Source organism: Thiohalorhabdus sp. Cl-TMA (assembly GCF_041821045.1).
Classification (GTDB): Bacteria; Pseudomonadota; Gammaproteobacteria; order Thiohalorhabdales; family Thiohalorhabdaceae; genus Thiohalorhabdus; species Thiohalorhabdus methylotropha.
The window spans coordinates 157,993-177,950 of the sequence record NZ_JBGUAW010000004.1 but is presented as its reverse complement, the minus strand read 5'-3'; the positions used below and the strand labels follow the sequence as shown (position 1 = coordinate 177,950).

At 65.8% G+C, this 19,958-nt stretch carries 17 protein-coding genes and 1 tRNA gene; 9 read left to right on the top strand and 9 right to left on the bottom strand.

Annotation, left to right across the window (positions count from 1 at the left end; all coding sequences use genetic code 11):
• Nucleotides 1-73: 73 nt before the first annotated feature.
• Together ACERLL_RS06995 and ACERLL_RS06990 are read left to right on the top strand one after the other, a co-directional pair.
• Nucleotides 74-1,636 (top strand): BCCT family transporter, encoded by a 1,563-nt coding sequence (locus tag ACERLL_RS06995; RefSeq protein ID WP_373655357.1) that lies wholly within the window; start codon nucleotides 74-76, stop codon nucleotides 1,634-1,636.
• Nucleotides 1,636-3,456, top strand: a complete 1,821-nt coding sequence (locus ACERLL_RS06990) for a glycine betaine ABC transporter substrate-binding protein (protein ID WP_373655356.1) — start codon at nucleotides 1,636-1,638, stop codon at nucleotides 3,454-3,456. The genes ACERLL_RS06995 and ACERLL_RS06990 overlap by 1 nt, the downstream gene beginning before the upstream one ends.
• 15 nt (nucleotides 3,457-3,471) lie before the next feature.
• On the opposite strand, the gene ACERLL_RS06985 is transcribed toward ACERLL_RS06990, so the two are convergent.
• The gene (locus ACERLL_RS06985) at nucleotides 3,472-3,942 is read right to left on the bottom strand and encodes a DUF2062 domain-containing protein (protein ID WP_373655355.1); all 471 of its coding nucleotides are present in this window, start codon (nucleotides 3,940-3,942) and stop codon (nucleotides 3,472-3,474) included.
• 130 nt (nucleotides 3,943-4,072) lie between these two features.
• Nucleotides 4,073-4,324 (bottom strand): hypothetical protein, encoded by a 252-nt coding sequence (locus tag ACERLL_RS06980; RefSeq protein WP_373655354.1) that lies wholly within the window; start codon nucleotides 4,322-4,324, stop codon nucleotides 4,073-4,075.
• 206 nt (nucleotides 4,325-4,530) lie between these two features.
• Between ACERLL_RS06980 and ACERLL_RS06975 the strand changes: the two genes are divergently transcribed.
• Nucleotides 4,531-5,127: a hypothetical protein gene (locus ACERLL_RS06975; protein ID WP_373655353.1), complete on the top strand. Its 597-nt coding sequence runs from the start codon at nucleotides 4,531-4,533 to the stop codon at nucleotides 5,125-5,127.
• A gap of 120 nt (nucleotides 5,128-5,247) precedes the next feature.
• Complete coding sequence (locus ACERLL_RS06970; protein ID WP_373655352.1) at nucleotides 5,248-6,723, top strand: Do family serine endopeptidase; 1,476 nt, start codon at nucleotides 5,248-5,250, stop codon at nucleotides 6,721-6,723.
• Between the two features lie 125 nt (nucleotides 6,724-6,848).
• On the opposite strand, the gene ACERLL_RS06965 is transcribed toward ACERLL_RS06970, so the two are convergent.
• Together ACERLL_RS06965 and ACERLL_RS06960 are read right to left on the bottom strand one after the other, a co-directional pair.
• Nucleotides 6,849-7,781: a hypothetical protein gene (locus ACERLL_RS06965; RefSeq protein ID WP_373655351.1), complete on the bottom strand. Its 933-nt coding sequence runs from the start codon at nucleotides 7,779-7,781 to the stop codon at nucleotides 6,849-6,851.
• Between the two features lie 408 nt (nucleotides 7,782-8,189).
• Nucleotides 8,190-8,263: transfer RNA gene (locus ACERLL_RS06960), tRNA-Gln, on the bottom strand.
• 133 nt (nucleotides 8,264-8,396) lie between these two features.
• Between ACERLL_RS06960 and ACERLL_RS06955 the strand changes: the two genes are divergently transcribed.
• Entirely contained in the window at nucleotides 8,397-10,103 is a 1,707-nt protein-coding gene (locus ACERLL_RS06955; protein ID WP_373655350.1) for a carbon starvation CstA family protein, read from the top strand.
• A 4-nt stretch (nucleotides 10,104-10,107) separates the two neighbouring features.
• On the opposite strand, the gene ACERLL_RS06950 is transcribed toward ACERLL_RS06955, so the two are convergent.
• Nucleotides 10,108-11,076 (bottom strand): MBL fold metallo-hydrolase, encoded by a 969-nt coding sequence (locus tag ACERLL_RS06950; protein ID WP_373655349.1) that lies wholly within the window; start codon nucleotides 11,074-11,076, stop codon nucleotides 10,108-10,110.
• A gap of 348 nt (nucleotides 11,077-11,424) precedes the next feature.
• Here ACERLL_RS06950 and ACERLL_RS06945 point away from each other — a divergent pair, with 348 nt between their 5' ends.
• Both ACERLL_RS06945 and ACERLL_RS06940 read left to right on the top strand, forming a co-directional pair.
• A complete protein-coding gene (locus ACERLL_RS06945; protein WP_373655348.1) occupies nucleotides 11,425-12,555 on the top strand; it encodes a porin family protein in 1,131 nt (376 codons plus the stop codon).
• A gap of 368 nt (nucleotides 12,556-12,923) precedes the next feature.
• The gene (locus ACERLL_RS06940) at nucleotides 12,924-14,174 is read left to right on the top strand and encodes a 3-deoxy-D-manno-octulosonic acid transferase (protein WP_373655347.1); all 1,251 of its coding nucleotides are present in this window, start codon (nucleotides 12,924-12,926) and stop codon (nucleotides 14,172-14,174) included.
• On the opposite strand, the gene ACERLL_RS06935 is transcribed toward ACERLL_RS06940, so the two are convergent.
• A complete protein-coding gene (locus tag ACERLL_RS06935) occupies nucleotides 14,162-14,770 on the bottom strand; it encodes a hypothetical protein (protein WP_373655346.1) in 609 nt (202 codons plus the stop codon). The two genes, ACERLL_RS06940 and ACERLL_RS06935, sit on opposite strands and share 13 nt — an antisense overlap.
• 178 nt (nucleotides 14,771-14,948) lie before the next feature.
• Here ACERLL_RS06935 and ACERLL_RS06930 point away from each other — a divergent pair, with 178 nt between their 5' ends.
• Entirely contained in the window at nucleotides 14,949-16,076 is a 1,128-nt protein-coding gene (locus ACERLL_RS06930; protein ID WP_373655345.1) for a glycosyltransferase family 9 protein, read from the top strand.
• A gap of 13 nt (nucleotides 16,077-16,089) precedes the next feature.
• Nucleotides 16,090-16,956: a sulfotransferase family protein gene (locus ACERLL_RS06925; protein ID WP_373655344.1), complete on the top strand. Its 867-nt coding sequence runs from the start codon at nucleotides 16,090-16,092 to the stop codon at nucleotides 16,954-16,956.
• A gap of 265 nt (nucleotides 16,957-17,221) precedes the next feature.
• Here ACERLL_RS06925 and ACERLL_RS06920 read toward each other — a convergent pair whose 3' ends face one another.
• From ACERLL_RS06920 to ACERLL_RS06910, 3 genes are all read right to left on the bottom strand, one after another.
• Nucleotides 17,222-17,881: a sulfotransferase family 2 domain-containing protein gene (locus ACERLL_RS06920; RefSeq protein ID WP_373655343.1), complete on the bottom strand. Its 660-nt coding sequence runs from the start codon at nucleotides 17,879-17,881 to the stop codon at nucleotides 17,222-17,224.
• Nucleotides 17,882-17,970: 89 nt separating this feature from the next.
• Nucleotides 17,971-19,101, bottom strand: coding sequence for a glycosyltransferase (locus tag ACERLL_RS06915; protein ID WP_373655342.1), 1,131 nt, complete (start codon nucleotides 19,099-19,101; stop codon nucleotides 17,971-17,973).
• Entirely contained in the window at nucleotides 19,098-19,952 is an 855-nt protein-coding gene (locus ACERLL_RS06910) for a sulfotransferase (protein ID WP_373655341.1), read from the bottom strand. The genes ACERLL_RS06915 and ACERLL_RS06910 overlap by 4 nt, the downstream gene beginning before the upstream one ends.
• Between the last annotated feature and the right edge of the window lie 6 nt (nucleotides 19,953-19,958).

Below are 19,958 nucleotides of genomic sequence, written 5' to 3'. Positions count from 1 at the left end.
ATGGGATTGTCCCGTCCCTGTCGCATGGGCTAGCTTGTAGCCGCACCGCCCACCGCCTGGAGAAAACCGGCCCATGCGCGCCCGCTTCCCGCGTCCCGACCTCTTTTACGTTGCCCTGCCGCTGTGTGCCCTGGTGGCGGTGCTGGGCCTGGTGTCCCCGACCCTGCTCGAGGCCTGGGCCAGGTATTTGGTGAGCACTGCCTTCCGGGGGCTGGACTGGTTCTTTCTGGCCACCACCTCCGGCTTCGTGCTGCTCTCTCTGTGGCTGGGATTCGGCCGCTACGGCTCGGTGAAGCTGGGCCGGGGGAACGACGAGCCGGAGTTCTCCACGGCGTCCTGGCTTTCCATGCTCTTCGCCGCCGGCATGGGCGTCGGGCTGCTTTTCTGGGGGGTGGCCGAGCCGGTGAACCACTTCTCCGCGCCGCCGCTGGGGGAGGGTGGAACCGGCGAGGCCGCCCGGCGGGCCACCGTCTACACCCTGTTCCACTGGGGCCTGCATGCCTGGGGCGTCTATTGTCTGAGCGGCCTGGTGCTGGCCTATTTCGGTTTCCGGTTCGGTGCGCCCCATCTGGCCGGTACGCCCATCCGGCATATATTCCGTGGCCGCTGGGTGGGGCCGGTAGCCTGGATGGCCGATCTGGTGGCGGTGCTGGCGGTAGCCTTCGGCGTGGCGGGGTCCACCGGCACCGGGGTCATGCAGCTCCAGGCCGGGCTGCACGCGGTGGCGGGGGTGCCGCTGCATTCCGCCGCCTGGGCCTTCGCCATACTCGGTGTCCTGGTGGTCACCTACCTCTCCTCGGCCATCACCGGGCTCGACAAGGGCATCAAGTGGCTGTCCAACCTCAACATGCTGGTGGCCGTGGCCCTGGTGCTGTTCCTGCTGGTGGTGGGGCCCACGGCCTTCCTGCTCCGGGGTCTGTTCACCGCCGTGGGCGACTACCTGAGCAGCCTCGTGACCCTCTCCCTGCAGCTTTTCCCCTACGAGAAGCCCGGTGAATGGCCGAGCCAGTGGCTGGAGACCTGGACGCTCACCAACTTCGTCTGGTGGATCGCCTGGGCCCCCTTCGTGGGCGTGTTCATCGCCCGGGTCAGCAAGGGACGCACCATCCGCGAGTTCGTTCTCGGCGTCCTCTTCGTGCCCGCGGTGTTCTCGCTGCTGTGGTTCGTGGTGTTCGGCGGCACCGCCATCCACGAGGAGCTGTACGGCGCCGGGGGCATGGAGCGGCTGGTGCGCGAGGACGTAACCGCGGCCCTGTTCGCCCTCTTCGACCGGTTGCCGGCGCCCACCCTGCTTGGGGTGACGGCGGTGCTCCTGGCCTTCATCTTCCTGGTGACCAGCCTTAACAGCGCCACCTTCGTGCTCGGCATGCTCACCAGCGGCGGCAGCCCGGACCCCTCCATCCGGCGTCAGCTGGCCTGGGGCTTCGGCCTCGGGGCATTGGGCGCCGCGCTGCTGCTGTCCGGCAACGTGCACGCCTTGCGGGCCGTTTCCATCAGCGGCGCCATTCCCTTCATCCTCATCCTGCTCCTGCAGGTAGTGGCCCTGGTGCGGGGTCTGGCCATCGAATTCCCGCGCAGGGGGCTGCCGGAGAGCGGGCCGCCAGATGGGAGCGCCATTCCGGAGGAGGGCGCCTGATGCGAGGCCTGATCGCCGCTTTTCTGGTCGTCATCCTGGGTGTCGGCTGCAGCGGCCCCCAGGGCCCGTTGCGCGTAGGCGCCAAGGATTTCGAGGAGCAGCTGATCCTTGCCCACATGCTGGCCGAGCTGGCGCGGAGCGAAGGCATGCGCGCCATTCTGGTGGAGTGCCAGGACACCTACGGCTGCCAGCAGGCCATGCGGCGGGGGCAGGTGGATGTGATGGTGGAGTACTCGGGGACCGCCTCGGTGCTCGGGGGGTTGGCGGCGGCCGGTGATGCGCCCGGGGACCAGCGTGCGCTGTACGAGGGCCTGGGCATGCGCTGGCTGGGCGATCTGGGCTTCGACAATTCCTACGAGATGGTGGTCCCCACCGCCCGGGCGGCCTCCCTGGACTTGCGCGCCATCAGTGACCTGAGCCGGCTGGAAGGCGGTCTGCGCATCGCCACGCCCTCGGTGTACGCCCGCCGGCCCGGGGACGGGCTGTTCCCCCTGCTGCGCCGCTACGGGCTACGGCTGGCGGAGCCGCCCTTGCTGTTCGATCAGCCGGCGGAGCGCTACGAGGCGGTGCTGACCGGCCGGGCGGACGCCGCCGTGGCCTACGCCACCGACGGGGCCCTGGCGGGCCGGCGGCTCCGTGCCCTGGAGGACCCCCTGGATTTCTTCCCGCCCTATCAGGGCGGGGTAGTGGCCCGGGCGGACGCCGTCTCCCGCTATCCGCAGCTGGAAGGGCTGGTGGCCAAGCTCCAGGACCGGCTGGATACCGCCACCATGCGGCGTCTGAACGGCCGGGCGCAGATGGAGGGGCAGGCGCCCGCCGCCGTGGCCGCCGATTTCCTGCGCACCGCCGGCCTCATCAAGGAAGGCGGCGAAACCGCCCGGGAGGCGGAGCTCTTTCTGGCCGCCCACGAGGGGGACCGCCTGAGCGCCGAGACCAACCGGGCATTACGGGCCGTGCGTCAGGCCTTTCCGCAGCGCTCGGTGACCGTGGTGGAGGGCGCGGATCCCATCGGCCTGCTGGCCGATGGCGGGGCGCGGCTGGCCGTGCTCGGCGGTGAGCGGTTCTTCACCGGCGGCGGGGAAAGCCCCGAGCGCGATCAGCGTGCCGAGGCGGTGGCCGTGGTGGGCACGCGGACCATCCATCTGGTGCGCAGGCAACGGCATGATGCCCAGCCGCTCGCGGGGCGAATCGGCGTCCTACCGTCGGGAAGCGGCGCGGCGCGGGTGGCGACGGACATCCTGGAGCTGGCCGGGAAGAAGCCCGCCCGGCACGGGCAGCCCCGGGAGCTGCTCCGGGGCCTTCGGGAAGGGCGGCTGGACGGGGTGCTGGTGCTCACGGAAGTCCCGGATCCCGAATTTGCGGAGGCCCTGGCCCGGTTTCCGGACCTGCACTTCCAGGCGCTGGACGACCGGCCCGGGGGGCGGCGCGGAATGGTACTGCCTTATTTGCGAGCCACCCGGATTCCGGCGGGCAGTTATCCGCATCAGCCCGATCCGGTGGAGACGGTGGGCTCCCAGGTGGTGGTAGCGGGACCGGCGCCCCAGGACGGCGGCGCCGCCCGGGTGGGCGGGCCCGCGGCGGCTCTGCGCACCGCCGGCCTACCGCTCTCCGAGGCGGAGGTGGACGGGCTGGTGGCCGCGAGCACGGTCAAGGAGCTGCCGGATCCCGTGCTGCCCTCTCCGTGGTCCCTGTCGGGCGGAGAGACCCGGACCGGAGGAGCGGCCTTCGAGCGCGTCCTGGACACGGTCCTGAACGTGCTGGTCTGGGGCTTCCTGCTCTGGCTGGTCTTCCTGCTCCTGCGCCCCGCCCGACAGGCCTGAGCGGTCGATGTCCGCTCAGTTGGGGCCGTCGTCGCCCCGCGACCGCCATTTGCGCAGCACCGACAGCCGCCAGGTGCCGAGGAACAGGGTGTAGCCCAAAAGGGCGGTGGGTACGGCGATGAGCAGGCTGCCCAGCCCGACGTAAGCGGTGTGCATCGCTGCCTTTCCCGCCATCCCGGAGGCGGTGAGGGTGGCTCGGACTAGATCGCCGAATACCGCCTCTCCCAGGCGGTTGAAGGCGAAATACAGCGCGGGCGCGGTCAGCGGGTTGCTCACCCAGGAGACGAGGAAAGCGGCGGGGAAGCTGGCCCGCAGGAGGAGGCAGATCACGGCCATGAGGAAGATCTGGATGCCCACCGTCGGGGTGAGGCCGACGAAAAGCCCTACGCCCACCCCGCGCGCCAGCGTGCGGCGATGCAGGCCGAAGAAGCCCGAGCGCGCCAGAAAGCGGCTGATCAGAGGATGATTTCCCAGCCAGGCGCGCACGCGGGCCTCGGAGGGCAGTTGCCGGCGAAAGAATCGATGCATGGCCATGGCGGGCGCGCAGGGTCCGGGGAGGAAAAAATCGAGCCGGGGATTGTACCCCGGCTTCTGCGCGAGACGGTAGCCCGGTTTCCTATTTCAAACCGTACTTGTAGTCGTATTTGGTGAGCTTGCCGTCATTGTTCAGGTCTTCTTCCTTGAAGCGCTCCTTCTTCACGCCCTGGTCCTTCACCTCCTGGTAGGTGAGCTTGCTGTCGCCGTTCTCGTCCACTTTCTGGAATTTCGGAAGGTTGGCACCCGACTGCTTGCCGGAGTCGGAGGCCCCCAGAACCGGGGTGGCTACGGCCAGAAGGAGCGTGGCGGCCAGCCAGGTCAGCATGCGCATAAGGTCCCTCCATTCGGTTCGGTAGGTCGGTCCGTTGACTTGCCAGCGGCGCGCATTCTTAACATGCCCTCCCCCGGGCCTGGCCACCCCGCGCGGAAAAATCAAAAAAAATCTTTATGTTGGTGTGAACTCTCCCGCGCGGGTTGTTGACCAATCCTTGAACGGCGCATTATTCCGTAAAATTTTCAAAACCTTGAGGAGTTTCCATGTTTCGTACTTCCGGCCGTTTGGGAATGATCGGTTTGCTGGCCTTCGGGCTGCTCGCTTCGCCACTGGCGCTCGCCCAGAGCGGTGGAGGGGCGTCCGGCCCGGCTGTTTCGGGCGGCCAGCAGTCCGATTTCCAGCAGGCCCGCAAGGAAGCCATGAAGCTGCAGCAACAGATCCGCACCATCCAGCGGAAGACCCTCAAGAACAATCCCGACCTGCAGGAGCGCCAGAAGGAGCTTCAGAACCGGCTTAAGGAGCGGATGGCCAAGGAGGGATTCGCCGCCAAGGACCGCAAGCGTTTCCAGGAGCTGCGCGGCAAGATGGCCAAGGCCCGTTCCGCGGGGCAGCAGGGCCAATCCTTTCCGAAGGAGGAGATGCAGGAGCTGCAGAAGCTCATGAAGTCGCGCCAGCAGGCCCGTAAGGCGGCCATGCAGAGCCCCGAGCTGCAGAAGGCGCGCAAATCCTTCCAGGAGGACCTGCTGGTCGCCATGAAGGATGAGAACCCCGATACGCAGGCGATGCTCGACAAGCTGCGCAAGAAGGCCCAGGAGGTGCGCCAGATGATGCAGAAGAAGGGGGCCGCGAACGGATCCTAGCGGGTCTTTCACGACCTGAGCGCCAAACCCCTCATGGTCCAGGAGTGGGCCGCCGAATCCGCTCCGTCTGCCGGCGATCCACTCCTGGCCCCCTTCTTACCGCACGCAAGAAAGGAACGTATGTCATTCCAAATCCCGCGGTTGTTGCCGGGGCTGGCGGTGCTGCTGAGCCTCAGCCTGGTGGCCACCGCCTGTGCCGACCCCGCCACGAGCACGTCCGAGCCCGAGGCGCAGGAGGCGGCCAGCACCGCTGAGAAGCCCGTCGATAATGCCTCCCGGCTGCCCGACTTCACGCAAATCATCCAGGCCAACCAGAAAGCGGTGGTGAATATCAGCACCACCCGCGAGGTGGGCGGCGGCGGTCCGCAGATCCCCGAGCGGTTCAAGGGTACGCCCTTCGAGCGATTCTTCCGTCGGTTCTTCGGTGGCCCCGACGGCGGGGGGCAGAAGCGCGAGGTGAGCTCCCTCGGCTCCGGCTTCATCGTTTCCTCCGATGGCCACATCGTTACCAATGCCCACGTGGTCAAAGGCGCCAGCGAGATCGTGGTGCAGCTCTCGGACCGGCGCCAGCTCGAGGCGGAGCTGCTGGGAACCGACCGCGCCACGGACGTTGCCCTGCTCAAGGTGGATGCCTCCGGCCTGCCGACGGTGGCGTGGAGCAGCGGCGACAAGCTGGAAGTGGGCGACTGGGTGCTGGCCATGGGCTCGCCTTTCGGCTTCGAGCAGAGCGCAACGGCGGGCATCGTCAGCGCCAAGGGCCGCAGCATCCCCGGCAAGGCGGGAAGCTACGTGCCTTTCCTGCAGACCGACGTGGCCATCAATCCGGGCAGCTCCGGCGGACCTCTGTTCAACCTGGCCGGGGAGGTGGTGGGCATCAATGCCCAGATCTACTCCCGCTCCGGGGGCTATATGGGGCTGTCCTTCGCCATTCCTACCCGTATGGCCCGGGATGTTGTGGCCGAGATCAAGGAGCACGGCGAGGTCCGCCACGGCTACCTGGGCGTGGGTGTCCAGCGGCTCAATCGGGAGCTCGCCCAGTCCATGGGGCTCGACAAGCCCCGGGGCGGCCTGATCGCCGACGTCAAGCCGGATAGCCCGGCCGCCGAGGCCGGCCTGCAGTCCGGGGACATCATCCTGGCCGTGGATGGCGAGCCGGTGGCCAAGGCCGGCGACATTCCGCCCAAGATCGGGCGTCTGGACCCGGGCACCGAGGTAACCCTCACCATCCTGCGCAGCGAGGAGCGGATCGAGAAGACCGTCACCCTCGGCTCCCTGGCGGAGGCCCGCGGCGGGGCCAACGGCGAAGCGGAGCCCGCCACGGCCCTGGGCATGCAGCTGGCGCCCGTTCCGGATCAGCTTCGTCAGCAGCGCTCCCTGCCGGAGCAAAGTGGCGCCCTGGTCAAGGGAATCGAGCCCGGCCCGGCCCGGGATGCGGGTATTCGCCCCGGCGACATCATCCTCAAGTTCGGGGATGTGCGCGTGAAGAATCCCGGGACCATCGACAAGCTGCTGGACCGGGTCGAGGAGGGCGCCCGCGTCCCCGTGCTGGTGCAGCGCAAGCAGCAGATGCTGTACGTGCCCTTGCGGATCCCGTAAGGGCGTCCCGGGCCTCGAGTAGGCCCGGAGACCTGAGCCTTTCTTTCGGCCCCATGTCCGGCATGGGGCCGTTTTCGTTCGGAGCGCTCGCGATCTCTCGCACCGGGAGCGGAACGGGTACCGGCCTAGAAAACGGCCCGGATCCCCGCCCGCGGGCCGTGCAGGATGAACTGCGCTTCCGGCGGGAGGATCTCGCCTTCCTCCGGTTCGGGAAAATCCGGGAACCGGGAAAAATCGACCATGGTTATTGCACGCAGGTGGTAGCCGATATTGGCCGTAATTCCCCAATGCTCCCCGCGGCTACCGAAAAACCAGCCCAGCTCGTAGGAGCCGGACTGCCCGAAAAGGTAGTACTCCTGGCCATCGACCCCGTGCTGTTGCATTTCCGGAGCGTCACTAGTGACTGCTTTGGAGATTCCCCAAACCCCATTGGTCGAAAAGTACCAGGTATTCACGTCGTCCGTTCGGTCACTCATAAGGTAGTCCCGGATCGGGTCGTAATACACACCGAGTCCGAGATGCTGGAATTTTACGTTGTCGTCCTGGATGTGGTCATTGAAATCCCCCCCGGTTCCGTATTCGAAAAGGATCGGCATGGCGAATTGTTGATAGCCGACGCCCAAGTAAAACGCACCGTCAGTGCTGACTTTGGATACGAGATTGATGCCCAGGTACGGGCTCTCGAATTCGCCGATCTTGGTGCCCCCTGATCCGTTGGTGGAAACGATATCCCCGGAGACCTCCCCCCGCTCCACATGGACGGTGTAGTCATCAAAGACCAGGCCCACGGCCAGATCCCGGACCCGGTTCCGGTCGTCGAAATTCACATCCCCGAAGATTCCAGCGAGGTCTCTGCTTTGCCAACCGAAACGCAGGGATTTTATGCGGTTGGTATCCGATTCGTATTTCCGGTCGTGCTCCTCCCCCAAGAACTGGCTGTCCCAGGCGCCCACCCCCAGGTATCCCCCCGCGAGCGCGGAATCCGAGGCCAGCAATACCGCCACTCCCGCCAGCACTTTGGTGACCGCCTTCAAGCGTCCGATGGGTCCCATTTCCATGCCCTTTCTCCAGATGTAGCGCCCGATGGCCGCAGGTCGTCGATTCCCGGTGTCCCGGTGCGAACGTGTTTTCCCTCCCTTTTCAGTTGTCCTTTTACAGCAAGCTGAAACGGAAAGACTCACCCAAATGCGGTATATGGTCCGGAAAAATCGGATCCGGAGCTCGCAGCGAAGCTGCCCCTTTCGGTGCCAGTTCATGGTCCCGACAGGGGGGCGTTTGGAATCGTTCGCCGGGAACCGCAGGAGATGCACGAGGCAGGGCGGAGGGGGAGTGGACGGGAAGGTATGCGGTGGCCGGTGGTGTCCAGCGACGGGAATTGCTCGGGACGACGCAAAAAACCCCGCCCGGTGGATACCCGGGCGGGGTTTTTTGCCTGATTTCCCAAAAGGGTGGATCAGGCCCGTCTATGGCTGGGGGACCAGGATTCGAACCTGGGTTAACGGAACCAGAATCCGCTGTCCTACCACTAGACGATCCCCCAAGCGAGACCGACAAGTATAAGGAGGGGCTGTTGATGGGTCAAGACGGTTCCGGGCGGGCCTGCCTTAGGGCAGGCATCCCTTTATGCTAGATTCCCCGGGATATTTCAAAGCCAAGCCGACGGGGATCCGGGGATGAGTCCAGCAGCAGTCGCCGCCATAGCCATAGCCTTCTATCTGGTCTTCTACCGCTACTACAGCCGCTTTCTGGCGGAGCGGGTCTGGCGGCTTGATCCCGGGGCGGTTACTCCCGCGCACGCCCACCGCGACGAGCTGGATTTCGTTCCCACCAACAAGTACGTCCTGTTCGGTCACCACTACGCCTCCGTGGCCGGCCTGGCGCCCATGCTCGGGCCCGCCATCGCGGTGATCTGGGGCTGGGTTCCGGCCCTGCTGTGGGTGGTGCTGGGGGCGCTGCTGATCGGGGCGGTACACGATTTCTCCGCCCTCTCCCTGTCCGTCCGCAACAATGGCCATTCCGTGGGCCGGATCGCCGAGCGGGTGATCACCCCGCGGGCCAAGGTGCTGTTCCTGCTCATCATCTTCTTCCTGGTGGCCCTGGCCATGGGGGTGTTCGTGCTGGTGGTGGGCTCCCTGTTCGCCTCCCCCGCCAGTGGCCCGGAGACGGTGGTGCAGCATCCCGAGGCGGTGATGCCCACCTTCTCGCTGATGGCGCTGGCCATGGTGGTGGGCTTCCTCCACTACCGGCGCGGCTGGCGGCTGGGTCCGCTGACGGCCGCGGCTTTCCTCGGCGTGCTGGCACTCACGTTCGGCGGGCTGCAGTTCCCGGTCATCGGGGTGGACGCTTCCCTGTGGCGGTGGGCGCTGCTCGCCTATGCGCTGGTGGCCTCGCTGCTCCCGGTGTGGCTGCTGCTGCAGCCCCGGGATTTCCTGAACTCCCTGCTGCTGTACCTGGCCCTGGCCGCCATTCTGGCGGGTCTGTTCCTGCTCAATCCGGAGTTCGCCGCCCCGGCCTTCAACCCGAGTCCCGAGGGCGCGCCGGCCATGCTGCCTTTCCTGTTCATCATCATCGCCTGCGGCGCCATCAGCGGCTTCCACGGCGTGGTGGCCAGCGGCACCACCGCCCGGCAGCTGGACAAGGAGCCGGATGCCCGGCTGGTGGGCTACGGGGGCATGATCGGCGAGAGCCTGCTGGCCTTGATCGCGGTGCTGGCCACAACCGCCGGATTCTCCAGCTACGCCGCGTGGGCGGACCACTACGCCACCTGGGAGGCGGGCTCCGGCCTCGCGGCCAAGCTGGGCGCTTTCATCCACGGCACCGGACTGTTCATCCACTCCTGGGGTGTGCCCCAGAAGCTGGCCGAGGCCTTCGTCTCCGTGGTGGTAGTGGCCTACGCCCTCACCTCCGTGGACTCCGGGACCCGGTTGTTGCGCTACAACCTCAACGAGATCGGCGCCACCTTTGGGCTTCGCGCCCTGGAGAACCGCTGGGTGGCCACCCTGTTCGCCGTGGCGGCCATCGGTTTCTTCGCCTTCTTCAAGGTGGACGGCAAACCGGCGGGCCTCCACCTGTGGGCGCTGTTCGGCACCACCAACCAGATCCTGGCGGCGCTCACGCTTCTGGCGGTTTCCGCCTACCTCTTCCATATGCGGCGGCCGGTGGTCTACACCGTGGTTCCCATGGTGCTGGTGCTGGTGGCCACGGTGACGGCCATGGTCTATAACCTCGCCGATTACATCGCCAAGGGCAATTGGGCGCTGACCATCGTGGGCGGCATCATCCTGCTGCTCGCCCTCTGGGTGGTGCTGGAAGGGGTCTCCATGGTGCGCGCCCACCGGGAGAAGCGGCAGGAGGGGGCCGCGGCCGACGGGGGCGGCTGAGCCTTCAGTCCTCCCCGAACAGAATCTTCTTTTCCATCTCCGTGTAGACGAAGTTGGCGTTCTTGCGGTGGTTCTCCTCGAACAGGGCCGTTTCCTCCCATTCCGGGAAGGCCTCATCGGCCTTGTCCACGGCCCTGGACAGGGGAGACATGTTCCGCACCGCCTCCCGCATCATGTTCCGCAGCCGGGTTACATAGGAAACCGTCCTGCGGCGCATGGGGAAGGGGGGTCCCTCCTGGGCCACTCCGTGCCCGGGGATCAGCAGCCTGGTACCCAGCTCCCGGGCAAGGTCGTGCGCCTTGAAGTAATCGTCCAGGTCGCCGTCCAGCATGTAGGTGGTGCGGTTCTGAAAGTACAGGTCGCCGGCCCATGTGATGCCCCGTTTCGGCATGTGGACCAGCAGGTCGCCGAAGCTGTGGTGGCCACCCACGTTGTAGACGTGAAACACCTCTCCGCCGAGCTGTAGCTCCAGGGGGCCCCCGAAGGCGGGCTCCACGACCCTGTCCGCATGGACACCCTTGAAGCCCTCGAAGTCCGATCCCAGGAGCTCCTTCCGATAGGCCACGCTAGCCTCGAACTGGCTGGAATTGAGGTAGTGCCGGGTGCCGGGGTGGGCGATGATCTTGGCCTCCGTCTTTCTCCGGAAGGCGACGGCGCCGTAGGAGTGGTCCGGGTGGTTGTGGGTGAGGATGAGGTATCGGATGGGCTTGTCCGTTACCGACCGGATGGTATCGATCCACCGCCGGCCCAGGCGGGGACTACCGAGGGAATCGATGACCACCACCCCTTCCCGGGTCACCACGAAGCCCGCATTGCCGTTGAAGCCCCGGTTGAATTCGTCGACGGTCCCGATCACCCCGTGGGTGAGGTACACGTCCGGGGCCACCTCCCGCAATGTATCCCTGGGCGTCAGCACGGCATCCGGTTTTCTGGCTTCCAGGGCCTCCTGGACGGCCGGGGGCTGAATGTCCACTCGGACCGGCGGATGATCCCCCGGTCGGCTTTCCTCCCCGGCAAATAGGGAAGGCGTCGCTATTTGGAGACAGGCGGCAAGGGCGATTCCCGCGCAAGCTTGAAATATTCGCATGTTCTCCTCCCATCCGGCAGCCCGGAGCGGCAGTTTATCCCCCTTTTGACAAATCTCGATAGCCTGCGCGCAATCCGGGGATACAAAAATGGTAGCGTTGTAAAAATGAAACACTCGGCGGGAAAAGGCCCTTGGACACGTGAAAAACGCAGTCCGGTGGTGTTGCGTGGGTGTCAGGGCTGTGCTACAAACTCCTTATTCGCATTGCCCAAGACCTCTAGAGGGAGGAAGAACATGCGCAACAAGCTTGTTGCTGCCGCAATTGCCGGTCTGGTGGCTGTCCCCGCCGGCGCCCAGGCCGAAGCCGAAGTGAACTGGTTCGGCTTCAATCAGATTACCGCCAACACTGGAGGTGCCGACGCCCAGGGTGATGGTGGGGGCCTGCAGTTCGGTGCTGATCGCATCCGTATCGGCTACAAGGCCAAGTTCGATTCCGGGGCCTTTTCTAAGCTGCAGGTAGATTTCAATTCTACCGGTGTTGATAACGATAATATTTCGCCTGGGGACTCGATTTCGAACACCAATCAGCTGCCCAACATCATCAAGGACGCAGTGGTGGGCTACGACTTCGGTCCCGCCAATGTCCAGGTGGGTATGCGCAAGACCCCCATCGGCATGGACTTCAATACCTCCGGCAAGAAACTGGACATCATCAAGCGCGGTATGGAGAAGGACTATGTCCTTGAGCGTACCAATGGCGCTTATGTTTTCGGTAATGCTTCGGGGGTCGGTTACGCCGCCTTTATCGGGAATCCGGCCACCCGTAGTGGGGCTGTGGATGAAGACCGGTCCGTAAACGATGCGGGCAACTTCGGCGAGACTAATTCCTATGGTGGTCGCCTGGACTACAGCATGGGCAAGCTGCTGTATGCTGAGATCTCCTATGGGATGAGCGCAGCTACCGATACGGTTAATAATGCCGAGGACTACAGCGTCTTCGACATCGGCGTGAAGTCCATGCCGATGCCCGGCTTGACCCTGAAGGCCGAGTACTTGGATGCCTCTAACGTGGATAACGTGGACAGCCGCGACCAGACTGTGTGGTTTGCCCATGCCGGTTATGAGTTCACCCCGATGGTCGAGGGTGTGGTCCGGCACTATAACTCCGAGCATGACCCCGCTTCCGGAAGCTCCTCCACCGTGAGCGAAACCTGGATCGGCGCCAACTTCTTCCTGAATCCGGAAGTGCATCACGAGGCCCGGATCCAGCTGTTCTACGCCATGGCAGGCGGCGACACCAAGGATTCGGACTACGGTGGCGGAAACTCTGCAGGTGATTTCCACCGCATCAAGGGTGCCCAGTACAACGCCGACGACGGTGATTATGATGGTGCTATCTGGGCCATGTTCCAGACCAGCTTCTAAGTCCGCTTAGTAAGCGTTGGAATGAGAAAGGCCGGCCCTGCGGGGCCGGCCTTTTCTGTTGGCTGGTCCGTGGGTGGATTTCACGATTAGCCCGCTTTTCCCTCCGCCAGGACTGGTAGGATGGGAACCGGCTCGCAAACAAGTTTTTCTCATTCATTCCATGACTAGCCTTTGTCCTAAGCCTTCCGCCGTGTCGCTTCCCGTTTGAACGCACCGCGTAACCCGCCTGATTTTCACTCCTTTGGCTATGGTTTTGTCCGGACCGGTCGAGGCGCTCCGGCCAGTCAATTGCGTCGCAAATGATGGGGACAAGTGGCCACCGATCTGGCAGGATTGTCGGTCCTCGGTCCGGGAAAGCATCCTTTTTAATGAAAGTAAGCGCTTACAATGTATTGGTACGGCTGGCGGCGCTGCCGGCGGTCGGTTATACCCTGTGGCGGGCGAACCGGGACGGCGGTGGCCGGTATTTTCGGCAGCGCCTTGGCCGGGATGCACCCGAGGGGCCCTTCGATTACTGGCTGCATTGCGCTTCCGTGGGGGAGGTGCGGGCGGCGGCGCCCCTGGTACGGGCACTGGCGGAAGGAACGGCAAGCCTCCTGGTCTCCACGGCCACGCCCACCGGCGCGGATGCGGCCGAGAAGGCGTTCCCGGAGGGCGTGGTCCATGCCTATCTGCCCCTGGACCTCCCCGGCGGTGTTCGGCGCTTTCTGGATCAGGCCTGCCCCCGCCAGGCTTTGGTGGTGGAGACGGAGCTCTGGCCGAACCTGTTCGCCGCCTGCGAGCGGCGCGGAATCCCCCTGACGATCGTGAACGGACGCCTTTCCCCGCGGACCATGGAGGCGCCCGCCTGGCTTCGTCGGGCCTACCGTACGGCGCTCCGGTCCGTTGCGGAATGCCTGGCCCGTTCGGAGGAGGACGCCGAGCGGTTCCGGGGGCTGGGGATGCCGGACCAGCGGATCCGGGTGCTGGGGAACCTTAAATTCGCCCAGATGGCGGATCTGCAGCGGGAGGCCGAGGTGGATCGCCTGCTGGAACGGCCCTATGTGCTGGCCGGGTCCACCCGGGAGGGCGAGGAAGCGATGCTTTCCCGGCTATGGAAGCGGGTCGGGGATGCGGAGCGGCTGCTGGTTATCGCCCCCCGCCACCCGGAACGCCGGGAGGCGATTCTGCGGGAGCTCGCGGAGGTGACGGAAAAGGTGGCGGTGCGCAGTCGGGGCGAACCGGTTGCCCGCGATACCGAGGTCTATCTGGCCGATACGCTCGGTGAGCTCACCGGTTTCATGGCGCATGCGGATCTGGTGTTCCTGGGCGGCTCTCTGGTGCCGAAGGGCGGGCACAATCTCCTGGAGCCCGCGGCGCTGGGCAAGTTGGTGGTCGTGGGACCGTATATGGAGAATTTCGCCGAGGAGACCCGGCTGCTGCTCGAGGGGGGGGGTGCGGTTCAGGTGGCCGACGAGGCCGAGCTGGAGGTCGCTCTGGACAGGCTGCTTGCCAGCCCGGAGGCCCGGGAGCGGATCGGTGGGGCCGCCCGGGCGACGGTAACGGCCAATTCCGGCGTCCTGGCCGATTACGTGGCGGCGGTCACGGGCTCCCGGGAGACGATCGGTCAGTCCTCGTAGCCGTATCGCTGGGCCATCTCCCGGATCTCCTGGGCCAGGGCCTCGTCTTCCCGGTAGAGGTCGTCCCAGGTGAAATCCCCGTGCCGGCGGGTGTTGCGCTTGCCCATGTTGGGTATGGGCTGCTCGGGGATGCCGATCTGCCGGCAGAACTCCGGGAAGATGTCGCGCAGCTCCTCGAGCTGGTATCGCCAGTCCGCTTTTTCCTCGATCAGCTTGTTCCAGCCGATCCACGACCGCATGCACAGCTTCAGGGGCTGATTCTTGTGCACGGTCTCCTCGGGAATATCCACGTGCTTCTTGATGTGATCGATGGTCAGATCGAAGAGCGTGGTGGAGGAGGCGATGACCTTCAGCGGATGGCGGACCTGATGGATGACCTTCGCGAAATCCTGGTCCAGCTTCATCTTGCGGAAGTACCGGTATTCGAAGACCCCAGGCATGGCGTGCTTCCAGGAGGAAACGAAGCGGGTCTTGCGGCCCAGGCTGTGTCCTTCGTAGCTGGTGGGATACCCCATCCGCTTCAGCATCTTGGCGGTGAACTTGGTCCCCGACCTGGGGTGGCCGGTAATCAGAATGCGCTCGGGACTCTCCTGCAAGGGTCTTCTCTCCGATAACGTAAGGCGAAGCACCGGATTTTCCCGGAATCCGAAAGGAGCCGCAAGGGATTTCCCCTACATTCGAGGATGCCCCATGGGGCCAGGGCCTTTATAATTCCGGGCAGCCAAGGCTTGATCCTTTTCATGGAAAGTCCATCTCCTGACTACCTCCAGGCCCATGACCAATAGCCACACCGTCTCTTCCCCGCCGCGGAGCCTCTGCATCGTCCGCCTTTCGGCAATCGGCGATGTCACTCATGTGGTACCCGTAATCCGCACCCTTCAGCATTACTGGCCCGAAACGGCCCTGACGTGGGTGGTGGGCAAGGTGGAAGCCGGCCTGGTGGGCGACCTCCCCGGCGTGGAGGTGGTTCCCTACGAGAAGGGGGGCGGGCTCCGCGAGCTACGCAGGCTGCGCAGCCGCTTGAGCGACCGCCGCTTCGATTTGCTGCTCCAGATGCAGACGGCGCTGCGGGCCAATGTGGCCGGGCTGGGTGTCCGCGCGGATACCCGGCTCGGCTACGATCCGGGGCGCTCCAGGAACGGGCACGGCCTGTTCGTCAACCGCCGCATCGCGCCCAATCCCCGGCGCCACGTGCTGGACGGGCTCTTCGATTTCCTGCGGGCAATGGGGATCCGGGAACGGGACCTGCGGTGGGAGATCCCCGTGCCCGAGGAGGCGCGTGCCTTCGCCGCGGAGCACCTTCCGGGGACGGCGCCGGTGCTGGCCATCAACCCCTGCTCCAGCGTGCGGCCCCGGAACTGGCGGAACTGGTATCCGGAACGGTACGCGGCGGTGGCCGACTACGCGGTCCGGGAGCACGGCATGCAGGTGGTGCTCACCGGCGGACCGTCGCCCCAGGAGCAGGCCTACGGCCAGTCCGTGGCCGACGCCATGGCCCATCAGCCCGTCAATCTGGTGGGCCGCACCTCGCTTAAGCAGCTGCTGGCCGTGCTGGAGCGCTCCCGGGCGCTCGTGGCCCCCGATACTGGTCCGGCGCACATGGGAACGGCCGCCGGGATCCCGGTGATCGGTCTGTTCGGTACCTCCAATCCGTACCGGACCGGTCCGTATCTCAGTCAGCAATGGGCGGTGAACCGGTATCCCGAGAACCTGGCCCGGTTCGCGGACACCAGCGTGGAGCAGGCCGCCTGGGGGCAGCGGGTGCGGCATGCCGAGGCGATGGGAGCGATCGAGGTGACGGATGTGACCGCCAAGCTGGATGCGGTCATGGCGCATTCCGGGGAAGGGGCGGTGCAGCCGGCCTGTGGGCCGGGCAGCTCCGCCGCGCGGGAGAATGAGTAAGGGGTCGGAATCGATGAAGGTGGTGTATGTTACCGGGCTCGGGCGGAGCGGGACCACGCTGCTGGACGTCCTGCTCAACGCCCACAGCGGCATGGCCGGGGTTGGAGAGGTCCACAAGCTCCGCAAGTTTGCCAGGCTGCAGCGTCAGAAGAATCCGCAGAGCACGGACCGGATCGGCAATTCCTGCGCGTGCGGCGCGGAGGACATCTGGCAATGTCCCTTTTGGACGGCGGTCAACACCGAGCTGGAAAAGCGGTACGGCCGGAAGCTGGACGATCTGGATCTGGAAGCCGCCGATGCGGAAACGTTCCGGCGGGACAATCTGGAGCTGTTCTCCGCGGTGGCCGCCTCCAAGGATGTGGACTACGTGGTGGATTCCTCCAAGCGGGTTACCCGCCTGCGCCACCTGCTCAAGCACCCCGACCTGGAAGTATTGCCCATTCACGTGATGCGGAACCCCAAGGGCCGGGCCAATTCGGTGCGGCGGCGCAAGGGGCAGGTTTTCAGGCCGACCTTCCAGTACTCCTACCGCTCCCTGCGGCTATTCGGTCTCCTTTTCGATCGGCCCCACCTGGTGGTGCGCTATGAGCGGCTGGCCAGCGAGCCCGAGGCCGAGATGCGGCGGATAATGGAATACCTGGGGCTGGCGTTCGAGCCCGCGCAGGTCAGCGACTGGGCCAGCCAGGACAACCATAATCTGGCCGGAAACGGGGTGCGTACCGCCCAAAGCAGCGAGATCGCCCTGCGGGAGACCTGGCAGGAGGATCTGGGTCGGGGCAGTCGGCTGGGCATCGACCTGCTGGCGGTGCCCGGGCGGGTACTGAACTGGCTCAAGGAGCGGCGCTGGCGGGGGGTAACGAAAGGCGCCTCCTCCGCCTGACCTTTATTGGGGGCCAGGAGTCTGTTGCAGAAGGGTGGTATGTAGCTGGGACTACTGCAGACTCGGCATCCGTCGGGGCGGATCTTCACAACAGACCGAATCAAGAGACACCGGTTATCCCGAATACCCCTCCAATGTTGCTCAGCGGGAATCGTGGGAGCGGCCTCCGGCCGCGACATCGGGGGGGCGTACCCCCGGATGAAGGCTAACCCCCTACTGGGCGGAAGCCACAGTCCCGCTGCCTAAAGTGCCCATTCCCGCCTCTTCAATCGAAGGTATAGCCCAGGTTGTCGATGTCGGGCCGAAAGTGCTTATCGATGAGGCCGTACGCGTAATCGGTGTAGTAGGTCCGGTAGTCGGTGCGGTTCTTGGCCTGGCGCTTGTGGGGCAGCTCCGGGATCTTGGGCAGCCCGATGCGCCGGCACGCCTCGTAGTAGTCTTCCCCCAGGTTCTCGTACCGCCCCAGGAAGTCCACGATCTGGTTGCCGTTGAAGTCCATGAGCGAGTGCCATTGCGGCTCCGTGGAAGCGTCAACGATGTAGTGGTAGGGCCGCTTCGGATCTTCCAGCTTCCAATAGAGGAAGGCGTCGAAGTCGTCGATGCCCTCGAGCAGGTGCGGGCGCTCGCGGCTGATGTGGTACCAGGAGCTTACCTGCAGGTCCCAGGGGTTGCGCACGAAGGCGAACTTGAACAGGGACTCGAAGATGTCCTTGGGCAGCATCTCCTGGGCGGTGATGGCCTTTGCGTGGCGGGGTATGCGGACGCCGATGCGCCGCTTGGTGAGTCCGCTCAGCTTGCGGCAGAGAAACTGGGGATAGAAATAGGGGTCCCGCCACCGGTAGCCGTCCAGAGCGGTACGGACACTGGTGCCGCCCGTCTTGGCGAGGTGGACGAACAGGAAACGGTAGCGGTACGAGTACAGCATGGCGGGCGGTCTCCTTGGTGCGGTGCCCGAATGGCCAAGCGTGCTGTCCGGCCGGAAAGCGGTGAGCCTACCATGCCCGGGCCCGGTCTTCAGCCCGCGTCCGGGACGCCCAGCACCTCGAGGTAGCGACGGGCGCTTTCCGTATCCCGGTACCGGTCGCCTCCGCTGCGCAGGAATTCCGGGGAAAGGGGTGCCCGCAGCGTCTCGGCCATGGCCTCCGCCAGCGCCGGCGCATCCCCGACCGGAACCAGAGCCCCGTAACGCCCCTCCTCGAGGATCTCCCGGGGCCCGCTGGGGCAGTCCGTGGCCACCACCGGGGTACCCAGGGCCAGCGCCTCGGTAAGGGCATTGGGGGAGCCCTCCCAGGCAGAGGAGAGGGCGAAGAGGTCGGCGCGCTGCATATACGGATACGGATTGGCCGCGAAGCCGGGAAAGTCCACCAGCCCGGAGATGCCGAGCCGGGCCGCCATCCCCTCCAGCTCGGCCCGGTCCCGGCCCTCTCCCAGCACCACCAGCCGGGCGGACTGCTCCTCCGTGAGCCGGGCGAAGGCCCGGAGCAGTGTCGGGAAATCCTTCTGCCGGCTCAACCGGCCAACGCCCAGGATGAGCGGGGGATCCTTCTCGCCCTGGTCCCGGAGCCACGGGTGCTCCGGGATGGGGCGGGCGCGCTCCTCTAGGTCTGGTGTAACCACCGGGTTGGGCAGCACCTGGATGGCTCGGCGGGGAAGCCCGGTTATGGCCGCAGTGTCCTCGGCCACGCCCGCGGAGACGGCGATCACCGCATCCGCCTTGTGGTAGGCCCGGCGCATGGGCACCGTGCGTGCCCACTTGCGCAACCGGGAGCGTCCCTCCAGGGAGCGGGAGAGGTTGTTGCCCAGGCGCACCGCGATCCGGGTGGATACGCCGGCAATGCGGCGCGCCCGAAGGGCGATCCGGTTCGCCCGGTCCTTGGCGGCCAAGAGGGCCGCCGGGCGCTCCCGGCGCAGGTAGCGCACCAGCGCCGGGAGGCTGGACCAGGTATGCCGGGCTTTGAGGTCCACCACGCGCACGCCCTCCGGTATCCGGGTGGCGTGGCCGCCCTCGACGCGGATCCTGACCAGGTCCACGGGGAAACCCAGTCGGGCGATGGCGCCGGCGAGGTTAACCATCATGTGCTCGACTCCGCCGTCCCCGGAAAAGGACAGGAAGATAGCGATGCGTCGGGACGGGGCTCCGCTCACGGCGCGTAGCCGAATGCCTGGAGCCGGTCGGACCGGGCCTCCGCGAAGGCCCGCAGCTCCGGCGAGGAGCGGTAGGCGAAGGCACGCTCTGGATCCAGGTGGCCGGTGATTGCGCGTATCCGGTCCTCCCCGGCCTCCAGTCCGCAGAATTCGGCAACCCGGGCGAATTCACGGACAGGATCCTGGAGGAAGGATTCGTAGACCAGGGACAGGCCCTGGACCCCCAGGCTGGCCATCTGCGCCCGGCCCTCAGCGAGGTATTCCTCCCACAGCTCGAAGGCGCGCTCCCGGCTGGCCAGCCGGGGGGTGTCGAGCAGGTCCGTCTTCTTGGAAACGAACCGGTACAGGAATCGGCGCCGGCGGAAGTGCTCCTGGGTGCGCTTCTGCGATCGGGCGCGGCGTACCGCCAGGCTTTCGGCGATATCCACCCCGTGCCGCTCCATGTGGATCACCCGCGCTTCGGGGAACAGGTCCAGCCACAAGGGGAGGGTGAAGGTGCTGCGGGGATCCTTCCAGCCCCAGAGGCGCTTTCCGGCCGGTTGGAAGGGTAGGATCCCGGTCGCGCCCCAGTAGCCCAGGGACCGGGGGCCTTGGAGGCTGGCTTTCAGGTATTCGCGGGCAAGCTGCCGGGACGGTTCGTCCTCCAGGAGCTCATGGATCGGCTGGGGATGCGTCCAGGAGCCCCCGGCCTGGGCCAGGAGCCACCGGTTCAGGGTCCGGAAGTAGAGCGCCTCCTCGTTCTTGCCCAGATTGCGGCCGATGTACACCCCGGCCTTCCGGAGGAGTCCGGCCAGCATGCTGGTTCCGGAGCGGTGCATGCCGATTACGATTATGGGCCTGGAAGGGAGCATGAAAGC